This window comes from Streptomyces sp. NPDC102406, from assembly GCF_044765725.1.
GTDB lineage: Bacteria > Actinomycetota > Actinomycetes > Streptomycetales > Streptomycetaceae > Streptomyces.
This window is the reverse complement of the sequence record NZ_JBIWKP010000003.1, coordinates 705,658-722,426: the sequence shown is the minus strand read 5'-3', so window position 1 is coordinate 722,426 and position 16,769 is coordinate 705,658. Positions and strand designations below refer to the sequence as shown.

Here is a 16,769-nt window from a genome sequence, read left to right as displayed (position 1 = left end):
GGGTCAGGTCGCGCCGTGCCCGGCGGCCGACGCCTCGACCCGGGTGGCGAGTTCGAAGTCCTTGCGGGTCACGGCGCCGCCCGCGTCGTGCGTGTGCACGGCGAGAGTGACCGTGTCGTAGCCGAGGGTGAGGTCGGAGTGGTGGTTCAGCTCCTCCTGGATCTGGGCGATGTGCACGACGAAGGCCGTCGCCGCGAAGTGCGAGCCCAGACGGTAGCTGCGGATGATGCGGTCGCCGTCGAGTGACCAGCCGGGCAGTTCGGCGAGGCGGTCCTCGATCTCCTTCAGGGAGAGCGGTTCTGTAGGCATGCCCCCAGCCTGCCACCCGCACCGCGTTACGGTCTCCCCATGACATCTGCGACGCGGGGGAACACGTCCGAGGTGGGCCGTCTGCTGCGCGGCTGGCGCGAGCGGCGGCGGGTCAGCCAACTGGAGCTGGCGCTGCGCGCGGACTCCTCGGCGCGGCACATCAGTTTCGTGGAGACGGGCCGCTCGCGGCCGAGCGAGGAGCTGATTTTGCGGCTCGCGGAGCATCTGGACGTGCCGATGCGGGAGCGCAACTCCTTGCTGCTGGCGGCGGGTTACGCGCCGAGGTTCACCCGGACGCCGCTCGACGACCCGTCGATGGGCGCGCTGCGCGAAGGTCTGGAGCGGCTGCTGCGCGGCTATGAACCGTATCCGGCGCTGATCGTCGACGCGACGTACGACGTGGTGGCGACCAACCGCGGGCTGGCGGCGCTGCTGGCCTCCCTGCCCGAGGAGCTGCTCGCACAGCGGCCGTTGAACGCGATGCGGCTGACGCTGCACCCGCGAGGGCTCGCGCCCCGGATCAGGAACCTGCGCGAGTGGCGCGGGCATCTGCTCGCGCAGATGGAACGGCAGATCGCGCTGGCGCGCTCGGCGGAGCTGCGGGCGCTGTACGAGGAGGTGGCGGCGTACCCGGTGCCGGACGAGGCGGCCGACGAGGAGCCGGCCGAGCCGGTGCCGTACTTCGCGCTGCCCATGGTGATCGAGCACGACGGGCATGTGCTGTCGTTCGTCTCGTCGATCTCCACGTTCAACACCCCGATGGACGTGACGGTCGCCGAGCTGGCCGTCGAGACCCTGCTCCCGGCCGACGCCGCGACGGCCAAGTACCTCCGGAGCGAGGTGGGGTGAGTGCGGTGAGCGGGGGCGGTGCGCCGGTTGGGCCGTACGGGTGACCCTCGTACGGCCCTGGTCGGCAGGTGCTCCCGCCCGGTGGCCCCTAGCGTGCGAAGGACGGCGACGCGAGGGAGCACACGGTGACAGACACGACGCACCCCCCGTCCGAGCCGGACGCCGCGCTGCTGCGCGCAGGGCGGTTCTTCCGGCGGGGGGCGGTCTCCGGCGATCTGCACAGTGTGCGGATCGAGGGCGGACGGGACGGGGACGTCTTCTACCGGGACCGGTGGAGCCACGACAAGGTCGTGAACTCGACCCACGGCGTGAACTGCACGGGGTCGTGCCGGTGGAAGGTGTACGTCAAGGACGGCATCATCACCTGGGAGACCCAGCAGACGGACTATCCGAGCGTGGGCCCCGACCGGCCGGAGTACGAGCCGCGCGGCTGTCCGCGCGGGGCGGCGTTCTCCTGGTACACGTACTCGCCGACGCGGGTGCGCTACCCGTACGTCCGGGGTGTGCTCCTGGAGATGTACCGGGAGGCGAAGGCGCGGCTGCGGGACCCGGTCCTTGCGTGGGCGGACATCCAGAACGACCCCGAGCGCCGCCGCACCTACCAACAGGCCCGCGGCAAGGGCGGGTTGGTGCGGGCCACCTGGGACGAGGCGGTGGAGATCTGCGCGGCCGCGCAGGTGCACACCATCAAGACGTACGGGCCCGACCGCGTCGCCGGGTTCTCGCCGATCCCCGCGATGTCGATGGTGTCGCATGCCGCCGGTGCCCGTTTCCACTCGCTGATCGGCGCGCCGATGCTGTCGTTCTACGACTGGTACGCGGATCTTCCGGTGGCCTCGCCGCAGGTCTTCGGCGACCAGACGGACGTACCGGAGTCGGGTGACTGGTGGGATGCCGCGTATCTGATGATGTGGGGCTCGAACGTGCCGGTGACGCGGACCCCGGACGCGCACTGGATAGCCGAGGCGCGTTATCGCGGGCAGAAGGTCGTGGTGGTGGCGCCGGACTACGCGGACAACGCGAAGTTCGCCGACGAGTGGCTGCATCCCCATCCGGGTACGGACGGGGCGCTGGCGTTCGCCATGGGGCATGTGATCCTCAAGGAGTTCTTCGTCGACCGGCGCACACCGTTCTTCACCGACTACGTCAAGAAGTTCACGGACCTGCCGTTCCTGGTGACGCTGGAGGAGAGGGACGGCGGCTTCGTGCCCGCGAAGTTCCTGCGGGCCTCGGATCTCGGGCAGGGCGGTGAGGGAGCCGAGTGGAAGACGGCCGTCCTCGACGAGGCGACCGGGCGGCCCACCGTGCCGAACGGGTCGCTGGGCTTCCGCTGGACCGAGTCGGGCAAGGGCAGGTGGAACCTGGAACTGGGCTCCGTCGCACCGCAGTTGAGCCTGTACGGCAGTGACGTCGCGGCCGGGGTCGAGGTGCTGCTGCCCCGCTTCGACACCGACGGGGGCACGCACGGGCAGGGCCGCGGCGAGGTCATCAGACGCGGGGTTCCGGCGACGCGGCTCGGCGGGCAGGACGGCCCGCTGGTCACCACCGTCTTCGATCTGCTCCTCGCCCAGTACGGCGTCGGCCGCGACGGGCTGCCGGGTGAGTGGGCGGCCTCGTACGACGACGCGGACGCGCCGGGGACGCCCGCCTGGCAGGAGGTCCACACCTCCGTACCGGCCGCCAAGTGCGTCAGGATCGCGCGGGAGTTCGCGGCCACCGCCGAGAGGTCGCGGGGCCGCTGCATGATCCTCATGGGGGCGGGCACCAACCACTGGTTCCACTCCGAGACGATCTACCGCAGCTTCCTGTCCCTGCTCCAGCTCACCGGCTGCCAGGGCAGGAACGGCGGCGGCTGGGCGCACTACGTGGGGCAGGAGAAGTGCCGTCCGGTGACCGGTTGGGCCTCGCTCGCCTCCGCGAACGACTGGTCACGGCCGCCGCGCCAGATGATCGGCACGGCGTACTGGTTCACCAACACCGACCAATGGCGCTACGACAGGTTCGGCGCGGACGTCCTCGCCTCACCGCTCGGAAAGGGCGCCTTCACGGGGATGACGGGCGCCGACTGCCTGGCCCTGTCGGCGCGTTCGGGCTGGATGCCGTCGTACCCGACGTTCAACCGCAGTCCGCTGGAGCTCGGCTCCACGGAGGACCCGGTCGCCGACACCGTCGCCGAACTCAAGGCGGGCACCCTGAAGTTCGCCTGCGAGGACCCCGACGCTCCGGAGAACTGGCCCCGGGTCCTGACGCTGTGGCGGGCGAACCTGCTCGGCTCGTCCGCGAAGGGTGCCGAGTACTTCACCAAGCACCTGCTCGGTACGCACTCCTCGCTGCGCGCCGAGGAGGCGGCGCCCGACGAGCGGCCCACGACGGTGACGTGGCGCGACGAGGCCCCCGAGGGCAAACTCGACCTGCTGCTGTCGCTCGACTTCCGCCAGACGTCGTCCACCCTGCTGTCCGACGTCGTGCTGCCCGCCGCGACCTGGTACGAGAAGCACGACCTGTCCTCCACGGACATGCACCCCTACGTGCACTCCTTCACCCCGGCCGTGGACCCGCCGTGGCAGGCCCGCACCGACTTCGACACGTTCAAGGCGCTCGCGGAGAAGCTCAGCGAGCTGGCCGCCGGTCACCTCGGGGTCGTCAAGGACCTGGTGGCGGCGCCGCTCCAGCACGACACGCCCGGTGAGGTCGCGCAGCCCGGCGGTGTCGTCCTGGACTGGCGCAAGGGCGAGTGCGAGCCGGTGCCGGGGAGGACGATGCCGAACCTCGTCGTCGTCGAGCGCGACTACACGGCGATCGGGGCGAAGTTCGCCGCGCTCGGACCGCTGGTCGAGCGGCTGGGCCTGCCTGCCAAGGGCATCACCCTCATGCCCGACAGGGAGGTCGAGGAGTTGCGCGGGCGCAACGGCGTCGTGCGCGGCGGCCCCGCCGACGGCCGGCCCCGGCTCGACACGGCGGTCAAGGCGGCGAACACGATCCTCGCCCTGTCCGGGACGACCAACGGCCGCCTCGCCACTCAGGGCTTCCACACCCTGGAGGCGCGTACCGGGCAGGAGATGGCGCACCTCGCCGCCGAGCACGAGGGCAAGCGCGTCACGTACGCGGACACGCAGGCCGCGCCCGTCCCGGTGATCACCTCACCGGAGTGGTCGGGCAGCGAGGCGGGGGGCCGCCGGTACACGGCGTTCACGCTCAACACCGAGCACTCCAAGCCCTGGCACACGCTCACCGGGCGCCAGCACTTCTTCATCGACCACGACTGGATGCACGAGCTGGGTGAGGCGCTGCCCGTCTACCGGCCGCCGCTCGACATGAACCGGCTGTTCGGTGAACCGCGTCTCGGCCCGGACGGCGAACGGGAGGTGACGGTCCGTTACCTCACTCCGCACAACAAGTGGTCGATCCACTCCGAGTACCAGGACAACCTGTTCATGCTGGCGCTGTCCCGCGGGGGCCAGTCGATCTGGATGGCGCCGCAGGACGCGGAGGCCATCGGGGTCCGGGACAACGACTGGATCGAGGCCGTGAACCGCAACGGCGTCGTCGTCGCCCGTGCCGTCGTCTCGCACCGCATGCCGGCCGGCACGGTCTACATGCACCACGCGCAGGAACGCACCGTGGGCGTCCCCAGGGCGGAGACCACGGGCAGGCGCGGCGGCATCCACAACTCGCTGACCCGGCTCATCCTCAAGCCGTCCCATCTCATCGGCGGCTACGCCCAGTTGTCGTGGGCGTTCAACTACCTCGGCCCGACCGGCAACCAGCGCGACGAAGTCACCGTCATCCGGCGCCGCTCGCAGAAGGTGGAGTACTGAACCCATGCGCATCATGGCTCAGATCGCGATGGTCATGAACCTGGACAAGTGCATCGGCTGCCACACGTGCTCGGTCACCTGCAAGCAGGCGTGGACCAACCGGGGCGGCATGGAGTACGTCTGGTTCAACAACGTCGAGACCCGCCCCGGGCAGGGCTATCCGCGCCGCTACGAGGACCAGGAGAAGTGGCGCGGCGGCTGGGAGCTGAACAAGAGGGGCGCCCTGAAGCTGAGGAACGGGGGCCGCTTCAAGAAGCTCGCGGGCATCTTCTCCAACCCCAAGCTGCCGGAGATGAAGGACTACTACGAGCCCTGGACGTACGACTACAAGAACCTGACCGAGGCGCCGCTCGGCGACGACTACCCGGTGGCGGAGCCCCGCTCGCAGATCACCGGCAAGCCGATGAAGATCGAGTGGTCGTCGAACTGGGACGACAACCTCGGTGGCGCCACGCAGTACGGCGACCTCGACCCGATGGTGGAGAAGACCCGGCAACAGGCCGCGGACAAGGTGAAGTTCGCGTTCGAGCAGACCTTCATGTTCTATCTGCCGCGCATCTGCGAGCACTGCCTGAACCCGTCCTGCGTGGCGTCCTGCCCGTCCGGCGCGATGTACAAGCGCGCGGAGGACGGCATCGTCCTGGTCGACCAGGACCAGTGCCGCGGCTGGCGGATGTGCGTGACGGGATGCCCGTACAAGAAGGTCTACTTCAACCACCGCACCGGCAAGGCCGAGAAGTGCACGATGTGCTATCCGCGGATCGAGGTGGGCCTGCCGACGGTCTGCTCGGAGACGTGTGTGGGGCGCCTGCGCTACCTCGGGGTGATCCTCTACGACGCCGACAAGGTGACGGCGGCGGCGCGGACGACGGACGACACGGCCCTGTACGAGGCCCAGTTGGGGGTGTTCCTCGATCCTCATGACCCCGCGGTGCAGCGGGCCGCGGAGGAGGCCGACATCCCGTACGACTGGATGGAGGCGGCCCGCCGCTCCCCGGTCCACGCGCTGATCAGTAAGTACAAGGTGGCGCTGCCGCTGCACCCGGAGTACCGGACGATGCCGATGGTCTGGTACATCCCGCCGCTCTCCCCCGTGGTCGACGCGCTCAACGAGACCGGCCACGACGGCGAGGACCACGCCAACCTGTTCGGCGCGATCGACACACTGCGCATCCCCCTCGAGTACCTGGCGGAGCTCTTCACGGCCGGTGACGTGGGACCCGTCCGCGCGTCACTCGAAAAACTCGCGGCGATGCGCTCGCACATGCGGGCCATCAACCTCGGTGACGCGCCCGACGGTTCGATCGCCGAGTCGGTCGGCATGACGGCCACCGAGATCGAGGAGATGTACCGGCTGCTCGCCATCGCCAAGTACGAGGACCGCTACGTGATCCCGACGGCGGCGGTCGGTGACGCGAAGCGCCTGGAGGAGACGGCGATCCCGGACTCGTGCAGCCTCGACCACGCCGACGGGCCCGGCATGGGCGGCGACGGCCCCTTCGGCGGCGACTCCGGGAACACCATGGCGGGCGGGCGCAAGCTGCTGCCCGTCGTCTCCTTCGAGAACTTCCACCTCACCAAGCGCCGGCAGACCGCCGACGACCCGAAGGAGAGCCCGTGAACGGCCCCTCAGCCCTTCTGCACCAGGCGGCGGCGCTCTGCCTCACCTACCCCGACGAGGACCTGTACGAGCGGCTGCCGCTGGTGCGGGCCGCCGCGCCGCGACTGGCCTCCTTCGTCGACCACGCCGAGGCCACGCCCCTGTCGGAGCTCGCGGCGCACTACGTCCAGGTCTTCGACTTCAAGAACCGGCACAGCCTGTACCTGACGTGGTGGCGCGACGGCGACACCCGGCGGCGCGGCATGTCGCTGGTCCGCATGAAGGAGGTCTACCGGGAGCACGGCCTGGAGTTCACCGGCGAGGAGCTCCCCGACTTCCTCCCCGCGGTCCTGGAGTTCTCGGCGCAGGCGGGTCCGTTCCTCCTGACCGAGCACCGCAGCGGTCTCGAACTGCTGCGCCTGGCCCTCACCGAGCACGGCACGCCGTACGCGCGCGTGCTCGACGCCGTCTGCGCCTCGTTGCCGGGCCCCTCCCCCAAGGACCGGGCCGAGGCGCTGGCGCTGGCCCGCTCGGGTCCGCCGCGCGAGGAGGTCGGCCTGGAGCCGTTCGGTGACCTCGGGGGCCGTGACCCCTTGCCGCTGTTCGTGAAGGAGCCGACCCCGTGACCACGCTGATCTGGGGCATCCTGCCCTATGTCGCCTTCGTCCTGCTGGTGGCGGGCACGATCTGGCGGTTCCGCTACGACAAGTTCGGCTGGACGACGCGCTCCTCGCAGATCTACGAGTCGAAGCTGCTGAACATCGCCTCGCCCGTCTTCCACTACGGCATCCTGTTCGTCCTCGTCGGACATCTCATCGGGCTGTTCGTCCCGATGTCGTGGACGGACGAGGCACACGTCAGCGAGCACACCTACCATCTGTTCTCGCTGTACGGCGGCACGCTCGCCGGTGTCCTGGCCGTCTGCGGCATCTTCCTCCTGGTGTACCGGCGCCGCACGAAGGCGCCCGTCTTCCGCGCGACCACCCGCAACGACAAGCTCATGTACGTGGTGCTGCTCGGCTCCCTGGTGCTCGGCATGGTCGCCAAGCTGGCGCACTCCTCGGGCGACGGCTACAACTACCGGGAGACCATCGGTCCCTGGTCCCGCAGCCTGTTCACGCTCAGCCCCGACACCTGGCGGATGGACGGGGTGCCCGTCCTCTATCAGATCCATGCGGTAGTGGGCATGTCACTCATCGCGCTGGTACCGTTCACCCGGCTCGTGCATATGTTCAGCGCGCCGGTGCAGTACCTGTTCCGTCCGTACGTGGTCTATCGCAGCCGCGATCCGCGGCAGTTGGCCTCGCGGCCGGAGCGACGGGGGTGGGAGCGCACCGGCTCCTAGCCGCCGCTCGTCGCGGTCCGGCACGTGGGGAGACGTGACGTGAGTGAAAGACGGCCCGCTCCCACGGTGGGCCAGGTCGTTCTCGGCCGACGCCTGCGTGATCTGCGGGAGGCCGCGGGGCTCAAGCGGGACGAGGCCGCCCGCGCCCTGCGCGTGACCGGGGCGACGATCCGCAGGATGGAGACGGCCGAGGTCGCCCTCAAGATCCCGTACGTCCAGATGCTCCTGGAGCTGTACGCGGTTCCCGAGCGGGAGATCGAGGCGTTCGTCGCGCTCGCCGAGGAGGCGAACCTGCCCGGCTGGTGGCAGCGGTACCACGACGTGCTGCCGGACTGGTTCAGCCTGTACGTGAGCCTGGAGGGCGCGGCCGAGATGATCCGCGCCTACGAACCGCACTTCGTGCCGGGCCTCCTCCAGACCGAGGAGTACGCGCGGGCGGTCTTCGACGCCGGCACCGTGGGCCGCTCCAAGCCGGACGACATAGACCGGCACGTGTCGCTGCGGCTGGCCCGCCAGTCCCTGCTGACCCGGGAGGACGCGCCGCACCTGTGGGTCGTCATGGACGAGACGGTGCTGCACCGGCCGCCCGGCGGGGCCGCGGTGCTGCGCGGCCAGCTCGACCGCCTCATCGAAGTGGCCGCGCTCCCCCATGTGACTTTGCAGATAGCGGAGTTCGCGAGCGGGCCGCACCCCGGCACGTTCGGCCCGTTCACCCTGTTCCGCTTCCCGGTGCGGGAGTTGCCGGACATGGTGTACAGCGAGTACGTCACCGGGGCGCTGTACCTCGACTCGCGCGACGAGGTCGGCATGCACCTGGAGGTCCTCGACCATCTCGTGGCGCAGGCGGCGGGCGCGGAGCGGACCATGGAGCTCCTGCGGAAGTGGCGCGCACGCCTGTGAGCTAGGAGGCCGTCCCCTTCTCGTTCTCGTCGTCGACGATCTCGGCTTCCACCACGTCCTCCCGGGGCTCCTGGGCGGCCTTCCCCGCGCTGTTCGCGTCCTGGTACATGGCCTGGCCCACCTTCTGGCTGACGGTGGCCAGTTTCCGGAGCCCTTCGCGCAGGGCGTGCGTGTCCGGCGGGTCGGCGGCCAGGTCGGTCTTCAACTCCTGCACTGCCGCCTCCACTTCGGAGCGGATCTCGTGCGGGACGCGCTCCTCGTTCTCCTGGACGAACCGCTCCGTGCGGTACACGAGCTGCTCGGCCTCGTTGCGCACCTCGGCGGCCTCCCGGCGTTCGCGGTCCTCCTCGGCGTGCGCCTCGGCCTCCCGCATCATGCGGTCGATCTCCTCCTTCGGCAGCGCCGAGCCGCCGGTCACCGTCATCTTCTGCTCACGTCCCGTGGCGAGGTCCTTCGCCGAGACGTGCATGATCCCGTCGGCGTCGATGTCGAACGTGACCTCGATCTGCGGGACGCCGCGCGGCGCGGGCGGCAGACCCGTCAGGTCGAAGACGCCGAGCTTCTTGTTGAAGGCGGCGATGTCCCGCTCGCCCTGGAAGACCTGGATGCCGACGGACGGCTGGTTGTCGGTGGCGGTGGTGAAGATCTCCGAACGCCGCGTGGGGATCGTCGTGTTGCGCTCGATCAGCTTCGTCATGACGCCGCCCTTGGTCTCGATGCCGAGGGACAGCGGCGTCACGTCGAGCAGCAGGACGTCCTTGACGTCGCCGCGGATGACACCGGCCTGGAGGGCCGCGCCCATGGCGACGACCTCGTCCGGGTTGACGCCCTTGTGCGGGTCCTTGCCGGTCAGCTCCCGCACCAGGTCGGAGACGGCGGGCATCCGGGTCGAGCCGCCGACGAGGATGACGTGGTCGACGGCCGACAGCTCCACGCCCGCGTCCTTCACGGCCTGGTGGAACGGCTTCCTGCACCGGTCGAGCAGGTCGCCCGTCAGCTCCTGGAACTGCGCGCGCGTCAGCTTCTCGTCCAGGTGCAGCGGGCCCTGCGCCGAGGCCGTGATGTACGGCAGGTTCACCGTCGTCTCACTGGAGGACGACAGCTCGATCTTCGCCTTCTCGGCGGCCTCGCGCAGCCGCTGCACGGCCATCTTGTCGGCGCCGAGGTCGATGCCGTGCCCGTTCCTGAACCGCTTGACGAGGTGGTCGACGACGCGCTGGTCCCAGTCGTCGCCGCCCAGTTGCGTGTCGCCGTTGGTGGCCTTGACCTCGATGACGCCGTCGCCCATCTCCAGGAGCGAGACGTCGAACGTGCCGCCGCCCAGGTCGAAGACGAGGACCGTCTGTTCGTCGCCCTTGTCGAGGCCGTACGCGAGGGCGGCGGCCGTCGGCTCGTTGATGATGCGCAGCACCCTCAGACCCGCGATCTCACCGGCCTCCTTGGTGGCCTGGCGCTGCGCGTCGTCGAAGTACGCGGGCACGGTGACGACGGCGTCGGTGACGTCCTCGCCGAGGTACGCCTCGGCGTCGCGCTTGAGCTTCTGCAGGACACGGGCGGCGAGTTCCTGGGCGCTGTAGCGGGCGCCGTCGATGTCACCGCTCGGCGGGAAGTACCAACCGCCGTCGCCCATATGGCGTTTGACGGAGCGCGCGGTGCGCTCCACGTTGGTGACGGCCTGCCGTTTGGCGACCTCACCGACCAGGACCTCGGCGTTCGCCGTCCTGGCGAAGGCGACCACGGAGGGGGTGGTGCGCGCGCCCTCCGCGTTGGCCACGACGGTGGGCTCACCGCCCTCCAGCACAGCCACCACCGAGTTCGTCGTACCGAGGTCGATCCCGACCGCACGCGCCATGTCGCGTCCCCTCTCACATCGCCGGGAAGTGGGCCCGCTCGGATCGCGGCGGACACCGGGTGGTCCGGGTATCCAGCACAGATCTCGGGCGGGCCCACGTCAAGGGAGAGGGCGCGTACGGTCAGGCCAGCTTGGCCGTGAGGGTGATCGTCGTCCCCGTGAGCGCCTGGCTGACCGGGCAGTTCTTCTTGGCGTCCTCGGCGGCGGCGATGAAGCCCTGCTCGTCGAGGCCGTCGACGGTGCCCTCGACGGTGAGGTGGATGCCGGTGATGCCCGTGCCGGGCTGGAACGTGACGTCCGCGGAGGTCACCAGCTTGGTGGGCGGGGTCCCCGCGCCGGTCAGGCCGTTGGAGAGCGCCATGGAGAAGCAGGACGAGTGCGCCGCCGCGATCAGTTCCTCGGGGCTGGTCTTGCCGTTGGCCTGCTCGGCGCGCGAGGGCCACGACACCGGCTGCTCGCCGATGCCCGAGGAGTCGAAGGTGACGACGCCGTTGCCCTCGAACAGGTTGCCTTCCCACACGGTGTGTGCGGAGCGCGTGGTTGCCACGATGGTTCCCTTCCGTGCGGCCCCGTGCGACGGGGCCGTTTCCGATGGTCTTCGAACACCATCCGACCACATGTGACTCCCGCGCACCCGCAGGACCGGGCGGCCATCACGGATCGTGAGCACCATGGCCGGAATGCGCGCTGGGCAAGACGGCACCGCGGTGACACTTTGAGGCCTCCATCACGGGGGTCCGCACGGGGTTTCACAGGGGGTTCGTTCCATGCGCATGATCTATTCGGACCGCGGTCCGTCACCACTGGAGACCGGGAAGCCCGGCGCGGCCGACCGTGACTCGACGTTCGGTTGGTGGGGCGCGTTCAGCATCCAGAAGTTCGTCAACCAGAACCCGCTCTCGCACACCCACGAGGACGCCACCGGCTGGCTCGCGTACCTCCAGCAGTTCTACGACCGCAACTTCTGGTTCGCGGACGCGGGCGCCCAGGTGTGGGCCTACGAGGAGACGTACGACAACTGGCAGGACCGGTACGGCATGGACGCCGTCGTCGCCGTGTACCACTCGGGCCACGGCGGCATGGACGGCAACGGCGTGTTCTTCGCGCCGCTGGGCGCCGCGTGGGACAACCGCTCGGACGCGGTCTCCAACCGGATGGCGTTCGGCAACGAGCGGGCCAACTACGTGTTCTGGTCGACGTGCAGTTCGCTGCGCGTCCTCGACGGGCACTCCCCCGTCCGTACATGGGCGGGGCCCAACCTGGGCTCCCGGATGATCTTCGGGTTCGAGACGACGAGCATCGACAGCGGCGACTACGGCAAGAAGTTCTGGGAAAAGTGGCGGGCCGGCCAGACGTACTGCGACGCGTGGCTCAACGCGAGCTGGGACATCTACCACGGCCAGGCGCCGTCCGTCGCGGCCACCGGCGCGACGCAGGCCGAGGCCACCAACCGCCTGAACGCCGAGCGGAACTTCTACCGCGAGCACGTCTCCGACGCCTGGTACGCGTGGCGCTGGTACTACGCCCGCGAGGGCCTGCGCGATCCGCTGACGCAGGCACCGTCGCAGCCGCAGACCGTGCAGCTCGCGCCGCGCGACCCGAGCCGGGAGCTGACCGGGCTCGGACAGCTCGCGCACTTCCCGCAGGCGGCGCTCCAGGAGGTCCAGGTCGAGCGGCAGGGCGTGCTGAGCGCGAACTCCGGCGACCGCTACATCTCGACGGCGCCGGGGGCCGTGCGCTGGGTGCGGCTGGCCGAGGCCAACCACCGCAACACGCGGCAACTGCCGACGGACCGCGCGGTCGAGCTGGCCCGGCGGTTCGTCGAGCAGCACGGTGACGTGACGGGCGGCGCCGAGCTGGTCGTCGACGGCGTGCACGACCTGATGCAGAACAGCGGCCAGAAGGACGGCTCGCGGATCGGTGAGCCGGTGTCGCTGGAGACGCACGTCACGTTCCGGCAGGCGTTCGGCGGCGTGCCGGTCATCACTCCGGGGCGCGGCGAGTTCCGCGTGGCGCTCGACAACGACGGCACCGTGGTCCAGGCGACGGTGTCGACCCGGCGGCCCACCGGTGAGACCCGCACGCCGAGTTCAGCGGTCACGCCGCCGTCCGGCCAGGGCACGCAGGCCGCGCCGTCGCCCGGCGCGCGCGACCCGCGCCAGGCCCTGGACGAGGCGCAGCGGCGTCGCATCGCGCATCTGACGGCGATGGCGTCGGACAGTGAGCACTCCGCGGCCGACATCGAGGCACGCATGGAGATCAGGGACGTCCCGGGCACCCTGGAGGTCGGTTACGAGATCGAGGGCAACGAGGCCTACCCGGCCGCCCGCAAGCTGATCGAGATCGGCTCGCGGGACAGCATGTACAAGAAGCTGCGCTGGGTGGTCGCTCCGCTCGCCAGGTGACCGGCGGGGGTCGGGTTCAGTGGGTGGCGGTCCGCTTCTTGCGGGCCGCCATCCACGCGTAGACGAGGACGCCGACGAAGAGGAAGAGCACGCCCTGGTAGACGGCCGCGTAGCCCGCGCCGCCGACCAGCCACATGGAGAACCCGAACGCGGCGACGGCGAGGACCATGTCGCGGGCCAGCCGTGAGCGCCGTACCCGGTGGCCCTGCCCGGACAGGAGGAAGTAGATCTGCGCGGCGGTGGCCAGCAGGTACGGGACGGTCGCGGTGAAGGTCGTGACGAGCACGAGCGTCTCGAAGACCCCGCTCGATCCCGCGGTGTAGTTGTAGACCGTCAGGAGCGAGGCGAGGGCGACGGCCACGAGCACGCCGACCGTCGGGACGCCGCGCCGCCTCTTCCCGAACGCCGGGGGGAACAGGCCGTCGCGTGCGGCGGCGTACGGGGTCTGGGCGCTGAGCAGCGTCCAGCCGTTGAGCGCGCCGACCATGGAGACGAGCGCGGCGACGGCGACGGCGGTGCCGCCCCAGGTGCCGCCGAACATCGCGTCGACGGCGTCGGAGAACGGGGCCGTGGAGTCCACGAGTCGGTCGTGCGGGACCGTGCCGAACACCGAGACGGTGCCCAGCAGATAGAGGAGCGCGGCGAGCCCGGTGCCGAGGACGGTGGCGCGGCCGACGTTGCGCTGCGGGTCGCGGACCTCGCCCGCGCTCACGGACGCCGACTCGACGCCCAGGTAGCTGAAGAGGAGGATCGCGGCGGACGCGGAGACGGCGCCGAGCGCGGAGTCGCTGGTGGCGCGGAAGGGGCCCGCGTTGTCCGCGTCGAAGAAGAACAGGCCGCCGACGGCGACGAGCAGCAGCGGCGCGAACTTCAGGACGGTGGAGACCAGTTGGACCGCGCCGACCCAGCGGGTGCCGGCGAGGTTGGCGAGCGCGGGCAGCCACTGGCAGGCCAGGGCGGCGACGATCGTCCAGAACGTCGAGCCGCGGATCGGCAGCAGGACGTCGAGGTAGCCGACGGCGGCGACGGCAAGCGCCGCGTTGGAGACCCAGGTGGTGATCCAGTACGACCAGGCCGCCAGGAACCCGGCGAAGTCACCGAAGGCCTCACGGGCGTAGACGTAGGGGCCGCCGGTCCGCGGGTGCCGGTGCGCGAGGCGGCCGAAGACGAGGGCGAGCGCGATGGCGCCGACGGTGAGGACGCCGAAGGCGACGAGGCTGATCGTGCCGTACGGGGCCACGGAGGCGGGGAGCAGGAAGATGCCGCCGCCGATGATGTTGCCCATGACGAGGGCGGTGGCGATGGGGAGTCCGAATCTGCGGGCGTGCCGGCTGTCCTGGTCGTCGTCCCTGGCCGGAGCCGTGTGTACCGCGGGCCCGGTGTCGTGCATGGGGTGGTGCGCCTCTCGGTCGTGCGGGCGCCGCACGGGATCGCCGGGCGGCGCTCCATGGTCGGACGACGGGGCGGCTCGCTCCAAATCAGGCTGATTTGTCCTGCGCCGGTGGGGGCACGGCCACAAATGCTGCGACGTCGGGGGTCTTCGGGAGGGAATTCTCCAGCGGTATCTGCGGGCCGTGGCTCTCGCGCAGCCAGCGGCGCAGCACGTGGTGGACCTGCTCCGCGCCGACGAGTTCACCGCCGGCCGGGACGGGCTCGGACAGGTCGACGGGCGAGAGGAGGAACGGGCGGCCCTGCGCGCCGCCGAGCCCGCCGTGCGAGCCGATCTGCTCCTCGAAGGCGAGGACCTCGCCGTCCACCGGGTCGTACCAGGAGTTGACCATGATGTCGGCGGTGTGCGGGAAGGAGTCGGTGCGGCGCACGGCCGCGGCGGCCCCCGGTCCGAAGTCGGCGAGCGGTCCCTGTCCGTCGGCCAGGTCGTCGATCGGTACCTCCGCGCCCCGCGCCCCGAGGACGACGGCCCCGTGCTCCTCGCTGCGTACGAGGAGGAAGCCGACGCCGGGATGGTTGGCGAGGGTCGGCAGCAGGGCCGGGTGGCGGGCGTCGATCTCCTCCTTGCTCATCCGGTGGTCCACGTCGGGGAAGGAGACGAGGCCGAGGTTGCCGGAGGCCAGCACGACCGGTTCGTGGTGCCTGCCCTTGCGGGTGGCCTCCGCGGACTCCTCGACGGGGCGGCGCAGCGCGGCCCGGACGGTGGAGCGGGCCTCGGCGCCGCTGTGGGTGCGCCGCGCCTTGCGCGGCACGGGCAGCCCGCAGCCGGCCCGGACGAGGTCCTGGAGGGTCAGTCCGTAGCGGGCGTGGAAGGTCTCGCCCGGGCTCTGGCCGTGGTCGGACAGGACGACGACGTGGTAGGGGCGCGGGGCGTGCTCGACGACCTTCTCGATCAGCGCGAGCGAGCGGTCGAGCCGGGCGAGGACCTTCTGGGCGTCGCGGCTGAACGGGCCCGAGTGGTGGGCCACCTCGTCGTAGGCGACGAGGTCGGCGTAGACGGCGCTGCGCCCGGCCAGCAGGTCGCCGATGACGGCGGCGACGACGACGTCCCGCTCGACGACGGTCGCGAAGGCGCGGATGAACGGGTAGAGGCCGCCGCGGCCGATCCGCGGTCGCTGCTTGCGCAGCCGGGCCCGGGTGGACTGGCCGATCTCGCGGCCGACCTCGGCGCAGAAGGACAGAGCGGTGCGGACCGCGTTCGCCGGGTCGCAGAAGTAGGCGAAGTAACCGGCCCTGGAGCGGTTCTCCCTGCCGCGCCGGGCGGCCACGGACAGGACGAGGGCGACCTGTTCGGCGCCGCCGCTGAAGAGGTTGCCGCGGCTCGCGCCGTCGAAGGTGAGCAGGCCGCCGTCGCCGGTGTGCTCGACGGCGCGGCGCTGGAGTTCGGCGGCGCTGGTGGGCCGGTTGGAGACCTGGATCTCGCCGGTGTCCTTCTCGTACCAGCGGAAGGCGGGGACGTCGTGGTTGGAGCCGTGCAGGATGCCGAGCTGGCTGGCGCCGGTCTGGCTCGACCAGTCGGTGCGCCAGGGCGTGAGCCGGTGGCGTCCGTCGCGCAACCAGGCGCCGACGGTGGGCATGACGTCGTCGCGGGCGGCGCGCAGCAGGATCTCGTGGCCGACGCCGTCGAGCTGGAGGAAGACCGTGCCGGGGGCGGGCGGCCCCACGTCGGCCGTCACCTCCTCCACGGCCCTGCGGCGTCTTCGGTCGGCGAGCCGGTACAGGCGCCGCCGGTAGGCGTCGTCGTCCCGGACGGCGAGGGCGCCGCCCGTCGCCGACGCCACGGCCGACATCACGGCGGCGACGACGACCGCGGTCTCCGGACCGGCCTCACCGCGGCCGTCGGGGACGAGGTGCAGGGCGAACAGGAACAGGGCGCCGTTCAGGAAGAAGACGACGAGGCCGAGGACGAGCGCGGGGACGAGGAGGAGCGCGCGCACCAGGAGCGGCCAGAACAGCGCGGACAGGAGGCCGAAGGCGCCCGCGCCGAGGGCCGCGGTGGTGGCGACGCGGGTGGCGCTGTCGCCGGTGGCGGACTGGAGCTGGAAGTCGGGCAGGAGACCGGCCAGGACCAGCATCGTCAGGGTGCTCGCCGCCCAGACCGTGAGCGAGCGCCACGCGGTGCTCGCCGCCCGCCGCCACCGTCTTCCGGCCACTTTCCGGCTCCCCTCGTCCCCGCGCTGCCTCGTCGACTGTCGGGGGTCAGGGTTTCACACGGTGCTGATGAGGGGTCCGGCGCCGCGTC

12 protein-coding genes are annotated in these 16,769 nt (G+C 70.9%); 7 read left to right on the top strand and 5 right to left on the bottom strand.

Translation table 11 applies throughout. The features are described from left to right. Positions 1-3: 3 nt before the first annotated feature. Positions 4-309, bottom strand: a complete 306-nt coding sequence (locus tag ACIRF8_RS17205) for a 4a-hydroxytetrahydrobiopterin dehydratase (protein ID WP_404215583.1) — start codon at positions 307-309, stop codon at positions 4-6. 39 nt (positions 310-348) lie between these two features. Between ACIRF8_RS17205 and ACIRF8_RS17200 the strand changes: the two genes are divergently transcribed. From ACIRF8_RS17200 to ACIRF8_RS17175, 6 genes are all read left to right on the top strand, one after another. Then, entirely contained in the window at positions 349-1,158 is an 810-nt protein-coding gene (locus ACIRF8_RS17200; protein WP_404215581.1) for a helix-turn-helix domain-containing protein, read from the top strand. Positions 1,159-1,283: 125 nt separating this feature from the next. Beyond that, positions 1,284-4,976, top strand: coding sequence for a nitrate reductase subunit alpha (locus ACIRF8_RS17195; RefSeq protein ID WP_404215579.1), 3,693 nt, complete (start codon positions 1,284-1,286; stop codon positions 4,974-4,976). A 4-nt stretch (positions 4,977-4,980) separates the two neighbouring features. Beyond that, complete coding sequence (narH, locus tag ACIRF8_RS17190; RefSeq protein WP_404215577.1) at positions 4,981-6,597, top strand: nitrate reductase subunit beta; 1,617 nt, start codon at positions 4,981-4,983, stop codon at positions 6,595-6,597. Continuing rightward, positions 6,594-7,202 carry a nitrate reductase molybdenum cofactor assembly chaperone gene (gene narJ, locus ACIRF8_RS17185; RefSeq protein ID WP_404215575.1) on the top strand — a complete coding sequence of 203 codons (609 nt, stop codon included), beginning with the start codon at positions 6,594-6,596 and terminating at the stop codon, positions 7,200-7,202. The genes narH and narJ overlap by 4 nt, the downstream gene beginning before the upstream one ends. Continuing rightward, on the top strand, positions 7,199-7,921 hold the full coding sequence (gene narI / locus ACIRF8_RS17180; protein ID WP_404215573.1) for a respiratory nitrate reductase subunit gamma: 723 nt from the start codon (positions 7,199-7,201) through the stop codon (positions 7,919-7,921). Before narJ ends, narI begins: the two co-directional genes overlap by 4 nt. A gap of 39 nt (positions 7,922-7,960) precedes the next feature. Continuing rightward, a complete protein-coding gene (locus tag ACIRF8_RS17175; RefSeq protein ID WP_404215571.1) occupies positions 7,961-8,821 on the top strand; it encodes a helix-turn-helix domain-containing protein in 861 nt (286 codons plus the stop codon). Position 8,822: 1 nt separating this feature from the next. Here ACIRF8_RS17175 and dnaK read toward each other — a convergent pair whose 3' ends face one another. Then, a complete protein-coding gene (gene dnaK / locus ACIRF8_RS17170) occupies positions 8,823-10,673 on the bottom strand; it encodes a molecular chaperone DnaK (protein WP_404215569.1) in 1,851 nt (616 codons plus the stop codon). A 121-nt stretch (positions 10,674-10,794) separates the two neighbouring features. Next, on the bottom strand, positions 10,795-11,220 hold the full coding sequence (locus ACIRF8_RS17165; RefSeq protein ID WP_404215567.1) for an OsmC family protein: 426 nt from the start codon (positions 11,218-11,220) through the stop codon (positions 10,795-10,797). 220 nt (positions 11,221-11,440) lie between these two features. On the opposite strand from ACIRF8_RS17165, the gene ACIRF8_RS17160 reads away from it, so the two are divergent. Then, a complete protein-coding gene (locus tag ACIRF8_RS17160; RefSeq protein ID WP_404215565.1) occupies positions 11,441-13,078 on the top strand; it encodes a DUF6345 domain-containing protein in 1,638 nt (545 codons plus the stop codon). A gap of 16 nt (positions 13,079-13,094) precedes the next feature. On the opposite strand, the gene ACIRF8_RS17155 is transcribed toward ACIRF8_RS17160, so the two are convergent. Further along, positions 13,095-14,468 (bottom strand): amino acid permease, encoded by a 1,374-nt coding sequence (locus tag ACIRF8_RS17155; RefSeq protein ID WP_404215563.1) that lies wholly within the window; start codon positions 14,466-14,468, stop codon positions 13,095-13,097. A gap of 88 nt (positions 14,469-14,556) precedes the next feature. Next, positions 14,557-16,680 (bottom strand): phage holin family protein, encoded by a 2,124-nt coding sequence (locus tag ACIRF8_RS17150; protein WP_404215561.1) that lies wholly within the window; start codon positions 16,678-16,680, stop codon positions 14,557-14,559. Positions 16,681-16,769 lie beyond the last annotated feature (89 nt).

Excerpts from the sequence above, each read along its gene's own strand:
- ACIRF8_RS17160 (WP_404215565.1), top strand. The coding sequence starts at position 11,441 with ATGCGCATGATCTATTCGGACCGCGGTCCGTCACCACTGGAGACCGGG.
- dnaK (WP_404215569.1), bottom strand. The coding sequence starts at position 10,673 with ATGGCGCGTGCGGTCGGGATCGACCTCGGTACGACGAACTCGGTGGTG.
- ACIRF8_RS17155 (WP_404215563.1), bottom strand. The coding sequence starts at position 14,468 with ATGCACGACACCGGGCCCGCGGTACACACGGCTCCGGCCAGGGACGAC.
- ACIRF8_RS17205 (WP_404215583.1), bottom strand. The coding sequence starts at position 309 with ATGCCTACAGAACCGCTCTCCCTGAAGGAGATCGAGGACCGCCTCGCC.
- narH (WP_404215577.1), top strand. The coding sequence starts at position 4,981 with ATGCGCATCATGGCTCAGATCGCGATGGTCATGAACCTGGACAAGTGC.
- ACIRF8_RS17200 (WP_404215581.1), top strand. The coding sequence starts at position 349 with ATGACATCTGCGACGCGGGGGAACACGTCCGAGGTGGGCCGTCTGCTG.